Annotated in this window: 17 protein-coding genes; 9 read left to right on the forward strand and 8 right to left on the reverse strand. The window is 60.0% G+C overall.

The features are described from left to right. Nucleotides 1-84 precede the first annotated feature (84 nt). Nucleotides 85-1332, reverse strand: a complete 1248-nt coding sequence (locus tag DSM110093_RS09330; RefSeq protein ID WP_243267706.1) for a helix-turn-helix transcriptional regulator — start codon at nt 1330-1332, stop codon at nt 85-87. A gap of 282 nt (nt 1333-1614) precedes the next feature. On the opposite strand from DSM110093_RS09330, the gene DSM110093_RS09335 reads away from it, so the two are divergent. The 8 genes from DSM110093_RS09335 (at nt 1615) to aat (ending at nt 9567) form a co-directional block, all read left to right on the forward strand. After that, nucleotides 1615-2961, forward strand: coding sequence for a substrate-binding protein (locus DSM110093_RS09335; protein WP_243264790.1), 1347 nt, complete (start codon nt 1615-1617; stop codon nt 2959-2961). 103 nt (nt 2962-3064) lie between these two features. Further along, nucleotides 3065-4093: a branched-chain amino acid ABC transporter permease gene (locus DSM110093_RS09340; RefSeq protein ID WP_243264791.1), complete on the forward strand. Its 1029-nt coding sequence runs from the start codon at nt 3065-3067 to the stop codon at nt 4091-4093. 3 nt (nt 4094-4096) lie between these two features. Further along, nucleotides 4097-5302 carry a branched-chain amino acid ABC transporter permease gene (locus DSM110093_RS09345; protein WP_243264792.1) on the forward strand — a complete coding sequence of 402 codons (1206 nt, stop codon included), beginning with the start codon at nt 4097-4099 and terminating at the stop codon, nt 5300-5302. Between the two features lie 10 nt (nt 5303-5312). Next, nucleotides 5313-6077: an ABC transporter ATP-binding protein gene (locus tag DSM110093_RS09350; protein WP_243264793.1), complete on the forward strand. Its 765-nt coding sequence runs from the start codon at nt 5313-5315 to the stop codon at nt 6075-6077. Between the two features lie 33 nt (nt 6078-6110). After that, nucleotides 6111-6863, forward strand: a complete 753-nt coding sequence (locus DSM110093_RS09355; protein WP_243264794.1) for an ABC transporter ATP-binding protein — start codon at nt 6111-6113, stop codon at nt 6861-6863. 199 nt (nt 6864-7062) lie between these two features. Continuing rightward, nucleotides 7063-7563 (forward strand): acetyl-CoA carboxylase biotin carboxyl carrier protein, encoded by a 501-nt coding sequence (gene accB / locus DSM110093_RS09360; RefSeq protein ID WP_093925936.1) that lies wholly within the window; start codon nt 7063-7065, stop codon nt 7561-7563. Between the two features lie 9 nt (nt 7564-7572). Further along, nucleotides 7573-8925, forward strand: a complete 1353-nt coding sequence (gene accC, locus DSM110093_RS09365; RefSeq protein ID WP_243264795.1) for an acetyl-CoA carboxylase biotin carboxylase subunit — start codon at nt 7573-7575, stop codon at nt 8923-8925. Between the two features lie 6 nt (nt 8926-8931). Next, a complete protein-coding gene (gene aat, locus DSM110093_RS09370) occupies nt 8932-9567 on the forward strand; it encodes a leucyl/phenylalanyl-tRNA--protein transferase (RefSeq protein ID WP_243264796.1) in 636 nt (211 codons plus the stop codon). Here aat and DSM110093_RS09375 read toward each other — a convergent pair. Together DSM110093_RS09375 and DSM110093_RS09380 are read right to left on the reverse strand one after the other, a co-directional pair. Continuing rightward, nucleotides 9531-9893 (reverse strand): DUF2155 domain-containing protein, encoded by a 363-nt coding sequence (locus DSM110093_RS09375; RefSeq protein ID WP_243264797.1) that lies wholly within the window; start codon nt 9891-9893, stop codon nt 9531-9533. The genes aat and DSM110093_RS09375 overlap by 37 nt on opposite strands. Nucleotides 9894-9948: 55 nt before the next feature. Then, nucleotides 9949-10332, reverse strand: a complete 384-nt coding sequence (locus DSM110093_RS09380; protein ID WP_067628344.1) for an NADH:ubiquinone oxidoreductase subunit NDUFA12 — start codon at nt 10330-10332, stop codon at nt 9949-9951. A gap of 123 nt (nt 10333-10455) precedes the next feature. On the opposite strand from DSM110093_RS09380, the gene DSM110093_RS09385 reads away from it, so the two are divergent. Continuing rightward, nucleotides 10456-12231 carry an FkbM family methyltransferase gene (locus DSM110093_RS09385; RefSeq protein WP_243264798.1) on the forward strand — a complete coding sequence of 592 codons (1776 nt, stop codon included), beginning with the start codon at nt 10456-10458 and terminating at the stop codon, nt 12229-12231. Here DSM110093_RS09385 and DSM110093_RS09390 read toward each other — a convergent pair. The 5 genes from DSM110093_RS09390 to soxC all read right to left on the reverse strand — a co-directional run bounded on the left by DSM110093_RS09390 (nt 12228) and on the right by soxC (nt 17135). Beyond that, nucleotides 12228-12596, reverse strand: a complete 369-nt coding sequence (locus DSM110093_RS09390) for a RidA family protein (protein WP_243264799.1) — start codon at nt 12594-12596, stop codon at nt 12228-12230. The two genes, DSM110093_RS09385 and DSM110093_RS09390, sit on opposite strands and share 4 nt — an antisense overlap. Before the next feature lie 70 nt (nt 12597-12666). After that, nucleotides 12667-13935: an ATP-dependent Clp protease ATP-binding subunit ClpX gene (gene clpX, locus DSM110093_RS09395; protein ID WP_067939575.1), complete on the reverse strand. Its 1269-nt coding sequence runs from the start codon at nt 13933-13935 to the stop codon at nt 12667-12669. 123 nt (nt 13936-14058) lie between these two features. Further along, nucleotides 14059-14715 (reverse strand): ATP-dependent Clp protease proteolytic subunit, encoded by a 657-nt coding sequence (locus tag DSM110093_RS09400; RefSeq protein WP_067939572.1) that lies wholly within the window; start codon nt 14713-14715, stop codon nt 14059-14061. 121 nt (nt 14716-14836) lie between these two features. Then, nucleotides 14837-15892, reverse strand: coding sequence for a c-type cytochrome (locus tag DSM110093_RS09405; protein WP_243264800.1), 1056 nt, complete (start codon nt 15890-15892; stop codon nt 14837-14839). Further along, nucleotides 15876-17135 carry a sulfite dehydrogenase gene (gene soxC, locus DSM110093_RS09410; protein WP_243264801.1) on the reverse strand — a complete coding sequence of 420 codons (1260 nt, stop codon included), beginning with the start codon at nt 17133-17135 and terminating at the stop codon, nt 15876-15878. The genes DSM110093_RS09405 and soxC overlap by 17 nt, the downstream gene beginning before the upstream one ends. Nucleotides 17136-17200 lie beyond the last annotated feature (65 nt).

Here is a 17200-nt window from a genome sequence, read left to right on the forward strand (position 1 = left end):
CGCCCCGTCTTGTTGCGGGGTCTCGCGCACCGGGGCGAGCATGCATCGGTTTGGCAGCCCTGTCAAAAACTGCCTGAGCGTCTGTCAGATTCCGTCGCGCAGGATCGAAGGTTCGCGCCGCGCGCGGCATCCCTCCACCGGGCAGATGCGGCAGGTTGCGCCCACGGGCTGCGCAGCCGCCGCCCCCGACGGCACCGGTAAAAGCAACATGACCGATTGGCTTAAGGGCGGCGTGTTATAGGCGGCGGCGGCTTGAACCTCGCAGGTCGCGATCGCTTCGAACTGCGCCTGACCCCGGCCCATCTGCATGACGCGGGATTTCATCACCAGCCCCGGCTGGCCCTGCACCGCAAAAAGCGGCCAAAGCGGGCAACAGGCCCCAAAGCGTGGCACGGTGAACCCTTCGATCGATTTGGCAAAGGTCACGCTGCCCGAGCGGTCACAGACCACCAGCCCCGCGCCCAAATCGGGCAAAGACGCCAAGCGCCGCAGCACCCGGCCCATCGGCTGGTCCAAACTGCGGGCCAATTCGGCGGGGTCATGGCCCGTCTCCTCAACGGTCCGCTCCAAACGCGCCAAGGGCAACGCCGCCGCGTCCCGGGCGATCTGTTGCAACACCCCCGTCGCGATATGCTGCGCGGCCTTGGTCTTGAGCGCATCAGCCTGCGTCACAAGCGCCGCGATTGCCTCTTGCGGAGCGCGGGCCCGCTCCAACGGGTCAAAGCGGTAGTCATGTGCGGCGAGGAAAGCCTCAACCTCCGCCTGCGGGGAATGGGCCACCTCACGGGTCTCGGCGGCATTGTCGAAATAGGAGACCAGCGCCTGCGCACTGTCTGACAGACGGCGGCTGTCTTGGTGGATGTTCGTGTGAAACCTGTCGCGCCATTCGGGCTGCAGACTGTCTGTCTCTGCCAAAATTGAGGCGGTCGAGCGGATGGCGGCGGCGGTACTCAGCAATTCGTGCATGGAGGTGGCAAGCTGCGGATCATGGGCCAAACGGTCCGACAGCGCCTCAACCGTCTGCTCTAGGGCCGCGATGCGACGCTGGCTGCTGGCAAGCACCTTGGCCCAGCCCGGAAAACGCCCGGCAAATTCATCGGCACGGTCGCTTTCCGGCCCCGCAAGTCCCGCATCCTCTGCCGCTTCGCGCAAGGAGGCGATAAGAGCGGCCTCGGCCCCTTCGGTTAACGCTTGAGGTTCGACCGCAAGTGCCTGCGCAATGTTCAATAAAAGCTTACCGCCGATTCTGCGGCGGTTGTGTTCGATCAGGTTGAGATAGCTGGCCGAGATGCCGATCTCCTGCGCCAGTTCGGCCTGTTTCAGCCCCGCCATCACGCGCCGTTCACGGATGCGGCTGCCGGTCAGCGCCTCACGCACAACGCCATCCCGCACGGTTTTTCGCCCGTGGTTTCAAAGTCTTTCTGCGACGCAACATCATGTTATTTACAAACCTTACGATGGACTTGCGAATATATTTACAAAAATATCGTTTCTATCAAGCATGTTATTGATCGGTTTTCACTTTCCGCGCCATAGTTTCTTTGCACTATTGCGTGTTGTGGCATCGGGGGGAGGTTCCGCTGCCACGACTTATAAAAATATTGGGAGGACTTCATGTCGTTTACGAAACTGACACGCCGCGGGCTGATCCAGACCGGCGCGGTTGCCGGTGCAGGATTGGCGCTGCCGACCTATCTACGGGCCGATGGGCACGCGGGCTTTACCAATGCCCCTACGGGCAGCACCGTCACGCTAGGCTTCAACGTGCCCCAGACCGGCCCCTATGCAGAAGAGGGTCTGGATGAACTGCGCGCGCAGGAACTTGCGGTCGAACACCTTAACGGTGAAGGCGACGGCGGCATGATGAACACCTTCAGCTCCAAGGCGCTGAAAGGGAACGGCATTTTGGGCAAAAAGGTCGAATATGTCACCGGCGACACCCAGACAAAATCCGACGCCGCCCGCGCATCTGCCAAGGCGATGATCGAAAAAGACGGTGCTGTCATGATCAACGGCGGCTCGTCATCGGGCGTTGCCGTGGCGGTTCAGGGCCTGTGTCAGGAAGCGGGCGTGATCTTCATGGCCGGGCTGACACACTCCAACGACACCACGGGCAAAGACAAAAAGGCCAATGGTTTCCGCCACTTCTTTAACGGTTACATGTCCGCCGCCGCGCTCGCGCCGGTGCTGAAAAACGCTTACGGCGAAGACCGCCGCGCGTACCACCTGACGGCAGATTACACATGGGGTTGGACCCAGCAGGAATCCATCGCCGCCGCGACCGAAGCGATGGGCTGGGAGACTGTGAACAACGTGCTGACACCGCTGGCGAGCACGGATTTCAGCTCCTACATCGCGCCGGTGCTGAACTCCGGTGCCGATGTGCTGGTGCTGAACCACTACGGCGGAAACATGGTGAACTCGCTCACCAACGCGGTGCAGTTCGGCCTGCTGGACAAAGAAGTGAACGGCAAGAAATTCGAGATCGTCGTGCCGCTTTATTCCGAGCTTATGGCCGCAGGTGCCGGTGCCAACGTGCAAGGCGTTATTGGCTCGATGAACTGGAACTGGCAGCTGCAGGATGAGGGCTCCAAAGCCTTCGTGAAATCCTTTGGTGAGAAATATGGCCGTCCGCCCTCCAACTCCGCGCACACCTGCTACGTGCAGACGCTGCTCTATGCGGATGCAGTGGAACGTGCGGGCACCTTCAACCCCTGCGGTGTCGTTGAAGCGCTCGAAGATTTCGAGTTCGACGGTCTGGGCAACGGTCCGGTGCTGTATCGTGGCGATGACCACCAGTGTTTCAAAGACGTGCTGGTCATGAAGGGCAAAGAAAACCCGACCAATGAATATGACACGCTTGAGATCGTCGAGGTCACCCCGCGTGCGCAGGTCGAATATGCCCCGGACCACCCCATGTTCGCCGGTGGCGAATTGGGCAAGTGCAACCCGGGCGCCTAATCCACTGAACCTTTGGGGGCGCATCGGCCTTGCGCCGCGCGCCCCCTTTTCTCACCACATGAGGTCCGCCCTCATGTGAACGCATCCCTTACAGGTGGGGTCCATGGACGCTGTTCTTCTGCAAATACTTAACGGGCTCGACAAGGGCTCGGCCTATGCGCTGATTGCGCTTGGGCTCACATTGATTTTTGGCACGCTGGGCGTGGTCAACTTCGCCCATGGGGCGCTTTTCATGATCGGGGCATTCTGTTCCGTCACGCTGCAACGGTTGCTGACGCTGAGTGTTGAGACCATCGACGAGACCCAGAAAGATTTTCTGGGCAATCCGCTGAAGGTCAAAACCCCCTATGTTGAAAATTGGTTCGGTCCCGAGATGGGACAGGCAATAATCGACTGGTCAGTGCCGCTGGCGATCCTTTTTGCGATACCGGTGATGCTGCTGATCGGCTTTGTCATGGAACGCGGGCTGATCAAACATTTTTATAAACGCCCCCATGCGGATCAGATCCTTGTGACCTTCGGCCTCGCTATCGTGCTGCAGGAAGTGGTCAAGTATTTCTACGGTGCCAACCCGATCCCCACGCCCGCGCCTGAAGTCTTCAAAGGCAGCTTCGACTTCGCGCCCTTGCTGGGCTTGGACACCTCGCTGGCCTACCCCTACTGGCGTCTGGTTTATTTCGGCTTCTCCACAGTCATCATCGCTGCCGTCTTTGCCTTTTTGCAATTCACCACCTTCGGGATGGTTGTCCGCGCCGGTATGGCCGACCGCGAAACCGTGGGGCTTCTGGGCATCGACATCGACCGCCGCTTTACCATCATGTTCGGCATCGCCGCCGCCGTGGCGGGGCTTGCGGGCGTGATGTATGCGCCGATCAACTCACCCAATTACCACATGGGCATGGACTTTCTGGTGCTGAGCTTTGTCGTCGTGGTGGTCGGCGGCATGGGCTCCCTGCCCGGCGCGGTGCTGGCGGGCTTCCTGCTTGGGATCCTCGAAAGCCTCGCCTCCATGAATGAAATCAAAAGCATCATCTACGGTATCGACCAGATCATCATCTACGTCGTTGCCATCGTGATCCTGCTGGTCCGCCCGCGCGGTCTGATGGGTCGCCGCGGCGTGATGGAGGAATAAGACATGTTCGGACTGGAAAAACGCGATACGCTTCTCTTGGGGGTCGTGGTCGTTCTCACGCTCTTCGCCCCCTTCATCCTCAACCCCTTTCCGGCGGATTCGGGCCTTGCGCAATTCAACGCGGGCTACCCCGATCTGATGCAACGCTTTGTGATCTTTGGCATCTTTGCCATCGGGTTTAACATCCTTTTTGGGCTGACCGGCTATCTCTCCTTTGGTCACGCGGCCTTTCTGGGGGTCGGTTCTTACTCTGCCGTTTGGATGTTCAAACTGCTCAGCTACAACGTCGTGCCAGCATTGGTACTGGCCGTCATCATGGCGGGGCTGTTCTCGGCGCTCATCGGCTTTATCAGCCTGCGGCGGTCGGGCATCTACTTCTCGATCCTCACGCTGGCCTTTGCGCAGATGTCGTTCAACCTCGCCTATTCGGTGCTGACACCGATCACCAATGGTGAGACGGGTTTGCAGATCTACAACTCTGATCCACAGTATCTGCAATCCGCTGATGCGCCGTCGTTCCCGAACCTTTTTGGTGCAGCGATGAACAATTCCACGACGCTGTTCTTTGGCGAATGGACCTTCACCTTTTCGGTTGGCTACTATTTCTGCGCGGTTTTCCTGATCCTCGCCTTTTATCTGGCGATCCGCATCTTCCGCTCGCCCTTTGGCATGATGCTGCGGGCGGTGAAATCGAACCAGCAGCGGATGCACTATACCGGCCTTAATACCCGGCCCTACACGCTGGCGGCCTTTGTCATCTCGGGGATGTATGCCGGGCTGGCCGGTGGTCTGCTGGCTGCGATGGACCCGCTGGCCGGGGCCGAGCGGATGCAATGGACGGCGTCCGGCGAGGTCGTGCTGATGACGATCCTTGGCGGCGCAGGCACCCTGATCGGGCCGGTGCTGGGCGCGGGCTTCATCAAGTACTTTGAAAATATCTTTGCCAAAATCAACGACAACGTGCTGCACGGCTGGTTTGCCTTCATGCCCGACGGGTTAGAGGACGCAATCGTGGCCATCGTTCACCCCTTTGTCGGCAAGGGCTGGCACCTGACGCTTGGTCTGCTGTTCATGCTGGTTGTGATTTTCCTGCCCGGTGGGCTGGTCGAAGGCGGGCAACGTTTGGGCCGTGTCTTCCGCCGCAAGGACCGCAAGGCAGGCTCCGTCGAAGCGGAAGCCGCACAACAACGCAACGAAGCCGCAGAATAGGAGAGATATGATGGCTATTCTCGAAGTCAAAAATGTCGGCAAACGCTTTGGCGGGTTGCGGGCGCTGAGCGATGTGAACCTAAGCGTGGCAGAGAACTCTGTCCATGCGATCATCGGCCCCAATGGGGCCGGGAAATCCACCCTGTTGAACTGTCTGGTGGGCAAGCTCATCCCCGATACCGGATCGGTTATGTTTGACGGGCAGTCAGTGTTGGGGCGCAAACCCTATGAGATTAACCAGATGGGCATCAGCCGTGTTTTCCAGACGCCCGAAATCTTTGGTGATCTCACGGTGATGGAGAACATGCTGATCCCCTGCCTTGCTAAACGCGACGGATCATTTCAGCTGAACGGTTGGTCGCGGGTCATTGGGCAGCGCGACATGATCGACAAAGCCGAAGAAATGCTGCGCGATATGAATATGATCGACAAACGCCACATGCACGCGGCCTCTATGTCACGCGGGGATAAACGGCGGTTGGAGATCGCAATGTGCCTTGCCCAAGACCCGCGCCTGCTGCTGCTGGATGAACCCACTGCCGGGATGGCGCGGGCCGATACCAACAATACGATCGACCTGCTGAAACAGATCAAGGACGAGCGCGACATCACCATCGCTATCATCGAGCATGATATGCATGTGGTCTTCTCGCTCGCCGAACGCATCACCGTACTGGCCCAAGGCACCCCGCTGGTCGAAGACACGCCAGACCGGATCAAGGGCCACCCCAAGGTGCGCGAAGCCTATTTGGGTGAGAGCCAAGATGCCGCCTGATCTATCCTGTTGCCGAACCCCAAGGACACCCCGATGAGCACCGACACGCTAGACAAAAACGCCAACCACGCCCAAACCGCCCCGGCCTTCCTCTCGGTCTGGGACATTCACGCCTATTACGGCGAGAGCTATATCGTGCAGGGGGTTAGCTTTAACGTTCATGAGGGCGAAATCCTCGCGCTTTTAGGCCGCAACGGGGCGGGCAAAACCTCAACCCTGCGGGCCATTGCACGGGTCAGTGACCCCGAATTGAAGCGCGGTGAGATTTGGCTCGACCATCAGCCACTGCACAATATGGCCAGCCACCAGGCTTCGGCTGCGGGGCTGGCGCTGGTGCCAGAAGATCGGCGCATCATCTCAGGGCTGACCGTCGAAGAGAACCTGAAACTTGCCCAGATTGCCCCACCCATCGGCTGGTCGCTGGACCGTCTTTATGACCTTTTCCCGCGCTTGGGCGAGCGCAAGAACCAAGAGGGCATTACACTGTCGGGCGGCGAGCAACAAATGCTTGCCATCGCGCGGGCGCTGGCCCGTGACATTAAGGTATTGCTGCTTGATGAGCCCTATGAAGGGCTGGCCCCCGTGATCGTCGATGAGATCGAAAAGACATTGGCGCTGATCAAGTCACAGGGCATCACCACCATTTTGGTCGAGCAAAACGCCGTGCGCGCGCTGAAACTGGCCGACCGCGCGGTGATCCTTGATACCGGCGGCATCGTGTTTGACGGCACGGCGGCAGAAGTCCTTGATAACGCGGAGTTGCGCGCCGAATACCTCGCGATCTGACTCCCTTGGCACCGCGGCCCGGCGCACGAGCATACGCATATTGCGTTATCCATGCGCCGGGCCGCATCTGCGCGTCAAAAAACCGATCCTACCCCCTAGACAACAGTTGGCTTTTCATGGCTTTGCCCATGCCCTATAAGCGAGCACAATCAATCGCGCAGCGATAGGCTGCCTGCCTGTCGAAATCTTCGAGGATCCAATGACAAAAAACACCCATGACAGTGACGTGGCCTTCATCAAGGCCCTCGCCGAACTGCTGAACGAGAACGACCTGACCGAGCTTCAGGTAAAACGCGATTACGCCGAAGACGACAGTCTGAACGTGCGTGTAAGCCGCAAACCCCCGCAGCAGGTCATGGCCGCCCCGCAGCAGCAATATCAACCTGCCCCCGCCGCTGCCGCAGCTGCGCCCGCCGCAGGGAACGCCCCTGCCCCCGTTCAGGTCGAAACCGATCCTGCGGACCACCCCGGTGCGGTGACTTCGCCCATGGTCGGCACGGTTTATCTACAGGGTGAGCCCGGCGCGCCATCGTTTATCAGCGTAGGTGCCAGCGTCTCCGAAGGGGATACGCTGCTCATCGTCGAAGCCATGAAGACGATGAACCACATTCCCGCCCCCCGCGCTGGCACCGTCAAGCGCATCCTCGTCGGTGACGGCGATGCGGTTGAGTTCGGCGCCCCGCTGGTGATCTTGGAATAAGGGCAGATCATGTTCAGCAAAATCCTAGTCGCCAACCGCGGAGAGATCGCCCTGCGCGTCATCCGCGCGGCCCGCGAGATGGGCATCCAGACGGTCGCGGTGCATTCCACCGCCGACAGTGACGCGATGCATGTGCGCATGGCCGACGAATCCGTCTGCATCGGCCCACCGTCCTCGACCCAATCCTATCTGTCGATCCCGGCAATCATCGCTGCCTGTGAAATCACCGGGGCCGAAGCGATTCACCCCGGCTATGGTTTCTTGTCGGAAAACGCCAACTTCGTGCAGATCATCGAAGACCACGGCTTGACCTTCATCGGACCCACTGCGGAACACATCCGCGTCATGGGCGACAAGATTACCGCCAAGGACACGATGAAAAAGCTCGGCGTGCCTTGCGTGCCCGGCTCCGAAGGCGGCGTCGCTTCGCTCGAAGAAGCCAAGCGCTTGGGCGAAGAGATCGGCTATCCGGTCATCATCAAAGCCACAGCAGGCGGCGGCGGCAAGGGCATGAAAGTCGCCCAAACCGCCAAGGATATGGAAAAAGCCTTCCAAACCGCGCGGGCCGAGGGGAAATCGAACTTCGGCAATGACGAAGTCTATATCGAAAAATACCTCACCACGCCGCGCCACATTGAGATTCAGGTCTTTGGTGACGGTAAGGGCAATGCGGTGCATCTGGGCGAACGCGACTGTTCCTTGCAGCGCCGCCACCAGAAAGTCTTCGAAGAGGCCCCCGGCCCCTCGATCACCGAAGAAGAACGCGCGCGGATCGGTAAGGTCTGTGCGGATGCTGTGGCGAACATCAACTACATCGGCGCGGGCACGATCGAGTTCCTCTATGAGAACGGCGAGTTCTATTTCATCGAAATGAACACCCGCCTTCAGGTGGAACACCCGGTGACCGAAGCGATCTTTGGCGTTGATCTGGTACGCGAACAAATCCGCGTTGCCGAAGGGCTGCCAATGTCGTTCACCCAAGAGGATCTGGTCATCAATGGTCATGCCATTGAGGTTCGCATTAACGCCGAGAAACTGCCGAACTTCGCGCCCTGCCCGGGCCGGATCACGCAGTATCACGCGCCGGGCGGCCTTGGCGTGCGGATGGATTCAGCCCTCTATGACGGCTATTCGATCCCGCCCTATTACGACAGCCTCATCGGCAAGCTCATCGTGCATGGCCGCGACCGCCCCGAAGCGCTGGCGCGTTTGGGTCGGGCCTTGGGTGAATTGATTGTGGATGGTGTCGACACCACCGTGCCGCTGTTCCACGCGCTTTTGGCCGAGGAAGACGTGCAGTCGGGCGGATACAACATCCACTGGCTTGAGCATTGGCTGGAAACCAACCTCGGCGACGCCTGACACCAGATGTCGGAGCTTACGCCCGAGATACTACTGCACGGCTACTCCATCGGGATTTTCCCTATGGCCGAACACCGCGACGACCCGGAGATTTTCTGGGTCGATCCGCGGCGCCGTGGTATTATGCCGTTGATCGGTTTTCATATCTCACGGTCGTTGACCCGCGCCATGCGGCGCACGTCGTTTCACCATACAATCAATCGTGATTTTGGCGGTGTCGTCGCCGCCTGCGCAGACCGTGAAGACACGTGGATCAACGAAGAAATCGCCGCTCTCTACGGCGCGCTGCACCGCGCGGGCCTCGCCCATTCACTTGAGGTTTGGGACGGAGAGGCGCTCGTCGGCGGTGTCTACGGCGTCACGCTGGGCCGCGCGTTCTTTGGTGAAAGCATGTTTTCACGCCGGGACAACGCCTCAAAAATGGCGTTGGCGGCTTTGGTTGACCGCCTTCGCCGTGCCGGGTTTATCCTGTTTGATACGCAGTTCCTGACCGACCATCTGGCTTCTCTCGGGGCCGAAGAGATCAGCCGCGCCGATTATCACGCGCAGCTTGACGTGGCCAAACGCGGCAGCGCCGCGTTCAGCGCGCCAGCATTAGACAGTCTTCAGGATGTGCTGCAGCGCATGACCCAAATGTCATAGCGAAAATGCTCTAGCGCGTGCAGCGCCGGGGCAGAGGCGATCATCCACCCTGAATAAAGCGGATCTGCGCTGTCTTTCTCGGTGATCTCAAGCGCCGCATAGGCATTGGCCGCCGGATCACCCACCGGATAGCGGCAATCAACCATGGTGATCTGCAAATTCCCAAGCGACTGGCTGTCGCCCCTGGTGATCTCAAGGTCGATCGTATTGCCGGAAATTTTATCCAACGCTCGCAACACGCCACCCGTGGCGCTGGCGACCTGACCGCCTTCTTGTGCATGAAGCGGCGCGGCCAGCAAAAGCGCGACCAATAGAAGCTTTTTCATTCATCCACCCGGATTGCGAAAAACTTGGCGCCGCGCCTCAGGCGCGACCAACCGATCATTCAGGCTGCCAGGCCTCATAGTCCTTACGCTCGACAGGTTCGGCGCGGCGCAGCGACCCGGCGGGCGCATAGGCCATGGCGGTGCCGGTGCGATTCTCGACATGCGCCTTTTCCCACGGTTTGTGGATCAGCGGCTTGTCAGTCGGCGGCTCGTCCCATGTGCGGTGCAGCCAGCCATGCCAATCGGGGCTCACGCGGCTCGCCTCGGCCTCACCGTTGAAGATGACCCAGCGTTTGCTGTCATCGGCGTTGCGGTAATAGATATTGCCCTGCGCGTCTTCGCCCACCTTGCTGCCCTTGCGCCAAGTGAAAAGCTGGGTGTTCAGCGTCTGGCCGTTCCACCAAGTGACGCCACGCAGAAGTGAATTGAGAATGCCCATCGAGGTCTCCGTTCCTGTTGTTCGTTATATGCACCATGGAGGCTTTGGCGTCCAGCCTCACCGCGAAGGAGCTTGGCCTGTGCGCGGCCTCTGGTTAGGATCACAAAAACGGAAAGGGCAGCGATGGTTACGGCGAAAGACACCCCGCAGGTGGCGGCAGAATGCCATGGCGTTCGGGTGCCGCAGTCGCCCTTTTTGAACGAGACGCGCATTCAGCGGATCAACGCAGGGCGCTATGAAGGACAAGAGATCGCCGGTGCGCTGGCGGTGATCCAACCCGGCGATCGGGTGCTGGAAATGGGCGCGGGGCTGGGACTGGTGGGTGCCATTACCGCCCATAAGGGCGCACCCGAAGCGGTTCTGTCGTTTGAGGCGAACGCCGCGCTGATTCCCCATATTCGCGCGCTCTATAATCTGAATGGGTTGCACAATAGGATCACGGTGCGAAATCAGCTGGTGATCAGCAGCGGCGACCGGCCAGAAACCCTCCCCTTTCATGTGCGTAATTCCTTTCTTGGATCCTCCCTTATCGACAGTGACAACCGCGAGACGACACAGGTGGACGTGCCCACCATCAGCTATGCGGAGGTCTGCCAAACCTTCAAACCCGATGTGCTGCTGATGGATATCGAAGGCGCAGAGTTAGAGTTTCTGCGCCATGCGTCCCTTGACGGGCTGCGTGCCGTGGTGATGGAATTTCACCCCGACACCTATGGCCGCGAAGGGATGCGCGAATGCAAGCGGATCCTAGAACGCGCCGGTTTTCGCAAGCAGCCGGATGTCAGCACCCGGCTTGTCTGGACCTGTACATGCGATCCGGCCGAGCGTCCGCCCGCGCCCGATGGTGGCTGGTCGACGAAGATCAAGACCTTGGACAACGCGCTTGTTCAGCTTCCTGAACGTGACGGCCTTGTCCAGCCCGCGGGCGTGCTGCACAGCGATGGCCGTCCCTGCCCGCAGGCCGCGCTCTGGCGAAATGGGCGGGCATTGACCACCCCGCCACAGATGCCACAAGGCCCGGTTACCGAGCGTGCGGGCACATGGCTTTGGGGTGGCGTCCTCTGGCTGCACTTCGGGCATTTTTTGGTGGAGAGCACGTCCCGCCTTTGGGCGCTGGATCACCTTGAGGAAGAGATCGACGGTGTTCTTTTCATCCCCAAACGCCCCCGCAACGGCGGAGAGGTGTCGGGGTATCAGCGTGACTTCCTCTCACTTCTAGGCTGCGACAAGCCGCTGGTCAGTTTGGACGCTCCAACGCGGGTTGAGCGGCTGATCGTACCGGGGCAAGGCTTTGGTCTGGGAAGTTTGATCACCGGAACAGCGCCTTATCGCAACACCATCGCCAATCGGTTTGCGCGCGAGATCGCGCCTGAAGGACCGGAAAAGCTCTATATCAGCCGCAGCCAATTGCCCGCCGGGCGCGGCAATCTGATTGGGGAAGAGGCGTTGGAAACCCATCTCGCGGCACAGGGCTACACCATCTTTCATCCCGAGAAACACGGGCTGCGCGAACAGATCGCGGTCTATAAGGCGGCAAGACAAATCATCGCCGCCGAAGGATCCGCCCTGCATCTCTTGGGGATGGTCGCCCGGCCCGCGCAGCAAGTGGCCATCGTCGTGCGCCGCCCGTCCTCTGCCACGCGCGGGTTGGAACAGCATTTGCAAAGTTTTGCGGGGATCACCACCGCGACGCTCTGCCACCTCACTCGCTCGTGGAAGCCGCTCGGCAAAGCTAAAGCGCGGCTTTGGATGGGGGAGCTTGATATGCCCGCTTTGCAAGACAGCCTGCGCGCGACGGGATTTATTGATGGAGGTGGGCCGCGTTGGACGAACCTTGATCCCGCAGAGGTGCGCGCCCGGCTGGGGGATGAATTTGAACTGGTGCCGGAGAATACTTAACCCTCTGCCGCCTCTCGCAGCATCGCGGTGACTTCGATCTCAATGCGGTATTTAGGGTCAATCAACCCGCATTCGATCATCGTCGCCGCAGGCGGGTGTGCGCCAAAGGCCGCGCGCAAAAGAGGCCAGCAAGGCTCAAACTCCGCGGCATCAGGCAGCATGTAGGTGACGCGGACCACATGGGCGAAATCGCTTCCCGCCTCTGCCAACGCCCGCTCAATCGTCGCCAATGCGGCTGCGCATTGCGCTTTGACATCAGCCCCCTCGCCCACGCAGCCCGAGACATAGACCATGCCGCCCGCTACCACGGCGCGGCTATAGCCGATCTTTTCCTCATAGGCACCGCCCGATGAAATCCGCTTCATGACCGTTCCCTTTCATGCAAAAGGGCGGACCCATTGGCCCGCCCTCTGTCTCTCTGCCTCGCGTCGATTCTTAGCCCGCGCTGGCTGGTTCTTTGCTTTCGCTGTCGGCGTGGATCATCAGCGGTTTGGCCTCGGATGTGACGGCCTCTTCGTTGACGACCACCTCGGTCACCGTCTCCAGCCCCGGCAGTTCGAACATCGTGTCGAGCAAGATGTCTTCGAGGATGGAGCGCAGGCCCCGCGCGCCGGTTTTCCGTTCAATCGCGCGTTTGGCAATCGCCTGCAGCGCGTCATCGGTGAAGGTCAGCTGCGTGTCCTCCAGTTCGAACAGACGCTGGTACTGCTTGACCAAAGCGTTCTTCGGCTCGGTCAGAATGGTGACCAGCGCGTCTTCGTCCAAGTCTTCGAGCGTTGCCAGAACCGGCAGACGGCCCACGAATTCCGGGATCAGACCGAACTTCAACAGGTCTTCGGGCTCAAGATCGGTGAAAATTTCACCGATGCCGCGCGCGTCATTGTCACGCACATCAGCGCCAAAGCCCATGGCCGAGCCCTTGCCCCGCGCCGCAATGATCTTGTCGAGGCCCGCAAAGGCACCGCCGCAGATAAAGAGGATGTTGGTCGTGTCCACTTGCAGGAATTCCTGCTGCGGATGCTTGCGCCCGCCTTGCGGGGGCACAGAGGCCACGGTGCCTTCCATCAGCTTCAACAGCGCCTGCTGCACGCCTTCACCGCTCACATCGCGGGTGATGCTGGGGTTTTCGGACTTGCGCGTGATCTTGTCGACTTCGTCAATATAGACGATGCCGCGCTGCGCACGCTCAACATTGTATTCAGACGATTGCAGCAGCTTGAGGATGATGTTCTCCACATCCTCGCCCACATAACCGGCTTCGGTCAGCGTGGTCGCGTCTGCCATGGTGAAAGGCACATCCAGAATGCGGGCCAGCGTCTGGGCCAGCAGCGTTTTGCCGCAGCCGGTGGGGCCGATCAGAAGGATGTTGGACTTCGCCAGTTCGATATCGCCGCCCTTTTGGGCATGGTTCAACCGTTTGTAGTGGTTGTGGACCGCCACCGAGAGCACGCGCTTGGCCATCGCCTGACCGATCACGTAATCGTCCAGCACGCCGCAGATATCGCGGGGTGTCGGCACGCCGTCGGTCGCCTTGAGCCCCGAGGCTTTGGTCTCTTCTCGGATGATGTCCATGCACAGCTCGACGCATTCGTCACAGATGAACACGGTCGGCCCCGCAATCAGCTTGCGCACCTCGTGCTGGCTCTTGCCGCAGAAGCTACAGTAGAGCGTATTTTTGCTGTCGTTGCCGGAATTATTCGCCATCTCAAACCTTTCAGGTCTGTCGTGTATGTTCGCCCCGATCTTGGGGCTGCGAGATTTGGCCTCAAGCTTAGGCCAGTGACCCCGGCGCTACAATCGTAAAATATGCAGCGCCGGGCCCCTCTATTACTTGTCTTTCTTGTCCTTGCCGCTGGCGGCGGCATCATCGGCCTTACCACGGCTTTCCACGATCTCATCCAAGTGGCCCCATTCTTTGGCTTCTTCGGGGGTCATCCAGAGATCGCGGTCGAGCGCTTTTTGAACGGTTTCCAGCGGCTGGCCGGAGTGTTTGACGTAAAGCTGGTACATCCGCTCACGGGTCCGCTCGATATGGCGGGCCGAGATCAGGATGTCTTCGGCCATGCCCTGCGAGCCGCCGGACGGCTGGTGGATCATCACTTCGGCATTGGGCAGCGCGAAACGCATGCCTTTTTCGCCGCCAATCGCGATGACCGACCCCATGGAAGCCGCCATGCCGCAGATCAGGGTCGAGACCTTGGGTTTGATGTATTGCATCGTGTCATAGATCGACAGACCCGCCGTCACCTCGCCACCGGGCGAGTTGATGTACATGCTGATTTCCTTGGTCGGGTTCTCCGCCTCAAGGTGCAGAAGCTGGGCGACGACCAGATGGCTCATCCCGCTGTGGATCGGGCCGTTGACGAAAATGATCCGCTCTTTCAGCAAACGCGAGAAGATATCGTAGGACCGCTCGCCCCGGCTGGTTTGCTCAACCACCATCGGGACAAGCGTATTCATATAGGTGTTGATCGGATCGTTCATGCGTGCCTGCCTCAGTTCCTGTTCGCGGGACCATACCCGCAAAACTGTTACCCAGAGATTAGTCCCCCCGGTATGGGGGTTCAAGGGGGGCAGGCACGTCAGTTTTCTCTAATCGCCGCAATCACTCAGATGCGTCACGCAAGTAGGCGATCAGCGCGGCGATATCCTCTTCCTTGCGCACCCCACGGAAGGACATTTTCGTGCCTTTCATATAGCCCTTGGGGTTGCCCAAAAATGCGCTGAGCTCACTCTCGGTCCAGACCAGACCTGCCTCGGCTGCGGCTGCCATCGGTTTGGAGTACCGAAAGTCTTTGACCGCACCCGCTGGGCCATCCACGATGCCGTTCAGCACCGGGCCAACGCGGTTTTTGGCCTTGGCGCCGATCTGGTGGCAGGATTTGCATTTGCGGAACACCTTTTCGCCGGCCTTGATAAGCGCCGGGTCGATGGCAGGAGCCTCGGTGACCTCAACCGCCGGTGCCTCGGCAGGTGGCGCTTCGGGTGTGGGTTCGGCGGCTTGCGCTTCTTCGGCCTTGGCGGCGGCTTTGGCGGCGGTTTCTTCGGGCGTCACATCCAGCACGGCGGCGCGCATGGTGATTTCGACCGATGGTTTGCAGTCGCTCATGCAGGGCTCTTCTTTAAAGGCCGCAAACTCCACCTCGGACCGATCATCGGGTTTGAACGCCCCATCATTGGGCAGACGCGCTTCGGCAAAGTTGCCCGAAGAGAGCACGAATTCCTCGTCCACCTCATCGTTGAGATAAAGCAGATAGGCGGTGATCGCATAGACTTCGTCATCGGTCAGAGACTGCGCATCACCAAAAGGCATGGCGCGATTGATGTAGTCGTAAACCGTTGAAAGATATGGCCAATAGCTGCCGATCGTCTTGACGGGACGGGCGTCGGTCAAGCTACCCTGCCCGCCTGCCAGCACCGGCCAGCGGCCCGTGCCTTCGCCGAAGACCCCGTGACAGGCCGAGCATTTCTCGGTGTAGATTTTATCGCCGGTCATCACGTCGCCGTTGCCCTCAGGCAGGCCCAGACCGTCGGGGCGCACGTCAATGTCCCAAAGGGCGATTTCCTCGGTCGTGGCGGTTCGGCCAAGGCCCAACGGCTCTGCGGTAAGGGGGCTGGCCATGGCGCTGGCCAACAGCGCAAGCTTAAGAAATCTCGACATTTTCGGCCTTTCCGTCTGCGTCAACAGCCCAAGTCTGGATGCCATTGTTGTGGTAGATCGAATTCTCGCCTCGGATCTCGCGCAGGGCATTTTTGGTCGGCTGGACATATCCGGTGCTGTCATGCGCGCGGCTTTGCAGCAGCAGCGGTTTTCCGTCCCATTCAAAATCATAGTAAAAGCGGTGCAGCGCCTTGGGCGTGCTTGGCCCGTCCATCCGCGCCTGATGCCATGTAATGCCGCCATCCAGCGTCACATCTACGCGCGGGATCGTCCCCCGGCCCGACCACGCCAGACCAGTCAAAACGGTTGGCCCCGGCCCGTGGGTGATCGGCGCCTGCGGGCTGGGGCTGGTGATGACCGACTTCGCGTCCATCTCCCAAGTAAAGCGCCGCGCCACGCCATTGGCCATGAGGTCGGTGTATTTGCTGGTTTCTTCACGGTGGTGCCAAGGTTGATCGCCCACTTCGAGGCGGCGCAGCCATTTGACCCACATGTTGCCTTCCCAGCCGGGCACGACCAGCCGAACCGGGTAGCCCTGTTCGGGGCGCAGCGCCTCGCCGTTCATCTTGAAGGCGACGAGGCAATCGTCGAGCGCCTTTTCCATCGGGATCGAGCGGGTCATCGCGGCGGCATCAGCCCCTTCGGCAAGCAGCCACTTGCCCTCGGGCTTGATCCCCGCCTCCTCCAATACCAGCCGCAGCGGTACGCCGGTGTACATGACGTTATGGATCATGCCGTGGGTGAACTGGCAGCCGTTAAGCTGAGAACCGCGCCATTCCATCCCGGAATTCGCCGCACATTCAAGGAAGTAGACGTGGTTCTGCCGGGGAAAACGTTTGAGGTCTTCCATGGTCAGCACCAAGGACTTGTCGACCAACCCGTTGATCATCAACCGATGCTGCGCCGGATCAACGCGGGCAACGCCCGAGTGGTGCCGCTCAAAACACAGGCCATTGGGGGTGATCGTCCCGTCGAGGTCATGCAGCGGCGTAAAATTGATCGAACTCACCGGATCGGCAGTGAGCCACTCCACAGTGCGGCGTTTTACATCGGCCTCATGCGGCGATGGCATCCCATAGGGCGCGGCATCAACGCCGTCGCCCAGCTCCTGCATCCACGGATGAATGGCAATCGCTGGGTCCGTCTGGGCGCTGGCACGGCCCGCCAGCGTCCCCGCAGCCGCCGCCCCTGCCCCTGTTAGAAAGGCACGGCGCGATGGTCCAGTTTGTTTTTCGTCGGTCATGTCGTGGCCCTCACATATTCAAATTCATTTTATTGAATTTGTTGGTGCGTGAGAACCCCTATTCT

The sequence above is a fragment of the Sulfitobacter sp. DSM 110093 genome (genome assembly GCF_022788715.1).
Taxonomy (GTDB): Bacteria; Pseudomonadota; Alphaproteobacteria; order Rhodobacterales; family Rhodobacteraceae; genus Sulfitobacter.

Bases quoted from the DNA above. Each gene is read 5' to 3' on its own strand.
- DSM110093_RS09330 (WP_243267706.1), bottom strand. From the start codon at position 1,332: ATGGCGGGGCTGAAACAGGCCGAACTGGCGCAGGAGATCGGCATCTCG.
- DSM110093_RS09335 (WP_243264790.1), top strand. From the start codon at position 1,615: ATGTCGTTTACGAAACTGACACGCCGCGGGCTGATCCAGACCGGCGCG.
- DSM110093_RS09340 (WP_243264791.1), top strand. From the start codon at position 3,065: ATGGACGCTGTTCTTCTGCAAATACTTAACGGGCTCGACAAGGGCTCG.
- DSM110093_RS09345 (WP_243264792.1), top strand. From the start codon at position 4,097: ATGTTCGGACTGGAAAAACGCGATACGCTTCTCTTGGGGGTCGTGGTC.
- DSM110093_RS09350 (WP_243264793.1), top strand. From the start codon at position 5,313: ATGGCTATTCTCGAAGTCAAAAATGTCGGCAAACGCTTTGGCGGGTTG.
- DSM110093_RS09355 (WP_243264794.1), top strand. From the start codon at position 6,111: ATGAGCACCGACACGCTAGACAAAAACGCCAACCACGCCCAAACCGCC.
- accB (WP_093925936.1), top strand. From the start codon at position 7,063: ATGACAAAAAACACCCATGACAGTGACGTGGCCTTCATCAAGGCCCTC.
- accC (WP_243264795.1), top strand. From the start codon at position 7,573: ATGTTCAGCAAAATCCTAGTCGCCAACCGCGGAGAGATCGCCCTGCGC.
- aat (WP_243264796.1), top strand. From the start codon at position 8,932: ATGTCGGAGCTTACGCCCGAGATACTACTGCACGGCTACTCCATCGGG.
- DSM110093_RS09375 (WP_243264797.1), bottom strand. From the start codon at position 9,893: ATGAAAAAGCTTCTATTGGTCGCGCTTTTGCTGGCCGCGCCGCTTCAT.
- DSM110093_RS09380 (WP_067628344.1), bottom strand. From the start codon at position 10,332: ATGGGCATTCTCAATTCACTTCTGCGTGGCGTCACTTGGTGGAACGGC.
- DSM110093_RS09385 (WP_243264798.1), top strand. From the start codon at position 10,456: ATGGTTACGGCGAAAGACACCCCGCAGGTGGCGGCAGAATGCCATGGC.
- DSM110093_RS09390 (WP_243264799.1), bottom strand. From the start codon at position 12,596: ATGAAGCGGATTTCATCGGGCGGTGCCTATGAGGAAAAGATCGGCTAT.
- clpX (WP_067939575.1), bottom strand. From the start codon at position 13,935: ATGGCGAATAATTCCGGCAACGACAGCAAAAATACGCTCTACTGTAGC.
- DSM110093_RS09400 (WP_067939572.1), bottom strand. From the start codon at position 14,715: ATGAACGATCCGATCAACACCTATATGAATACGCTTGTCCCGATGGTG.
- DSM110093_RS09405 (WP_243264800.1), bottom strand. From the start codon at position 15,892: ATGTCGAGATTTCTTAAGCTTGCGCTGTTGGCCAGCGCCATGGCCAGC.
- soxC (WP_243264801.1), bottom strand. From the start codon at position 17,135: ATGACCGACGAAAAACAAACTGGACCATCGCGCCGTGCCTTTCTAACA.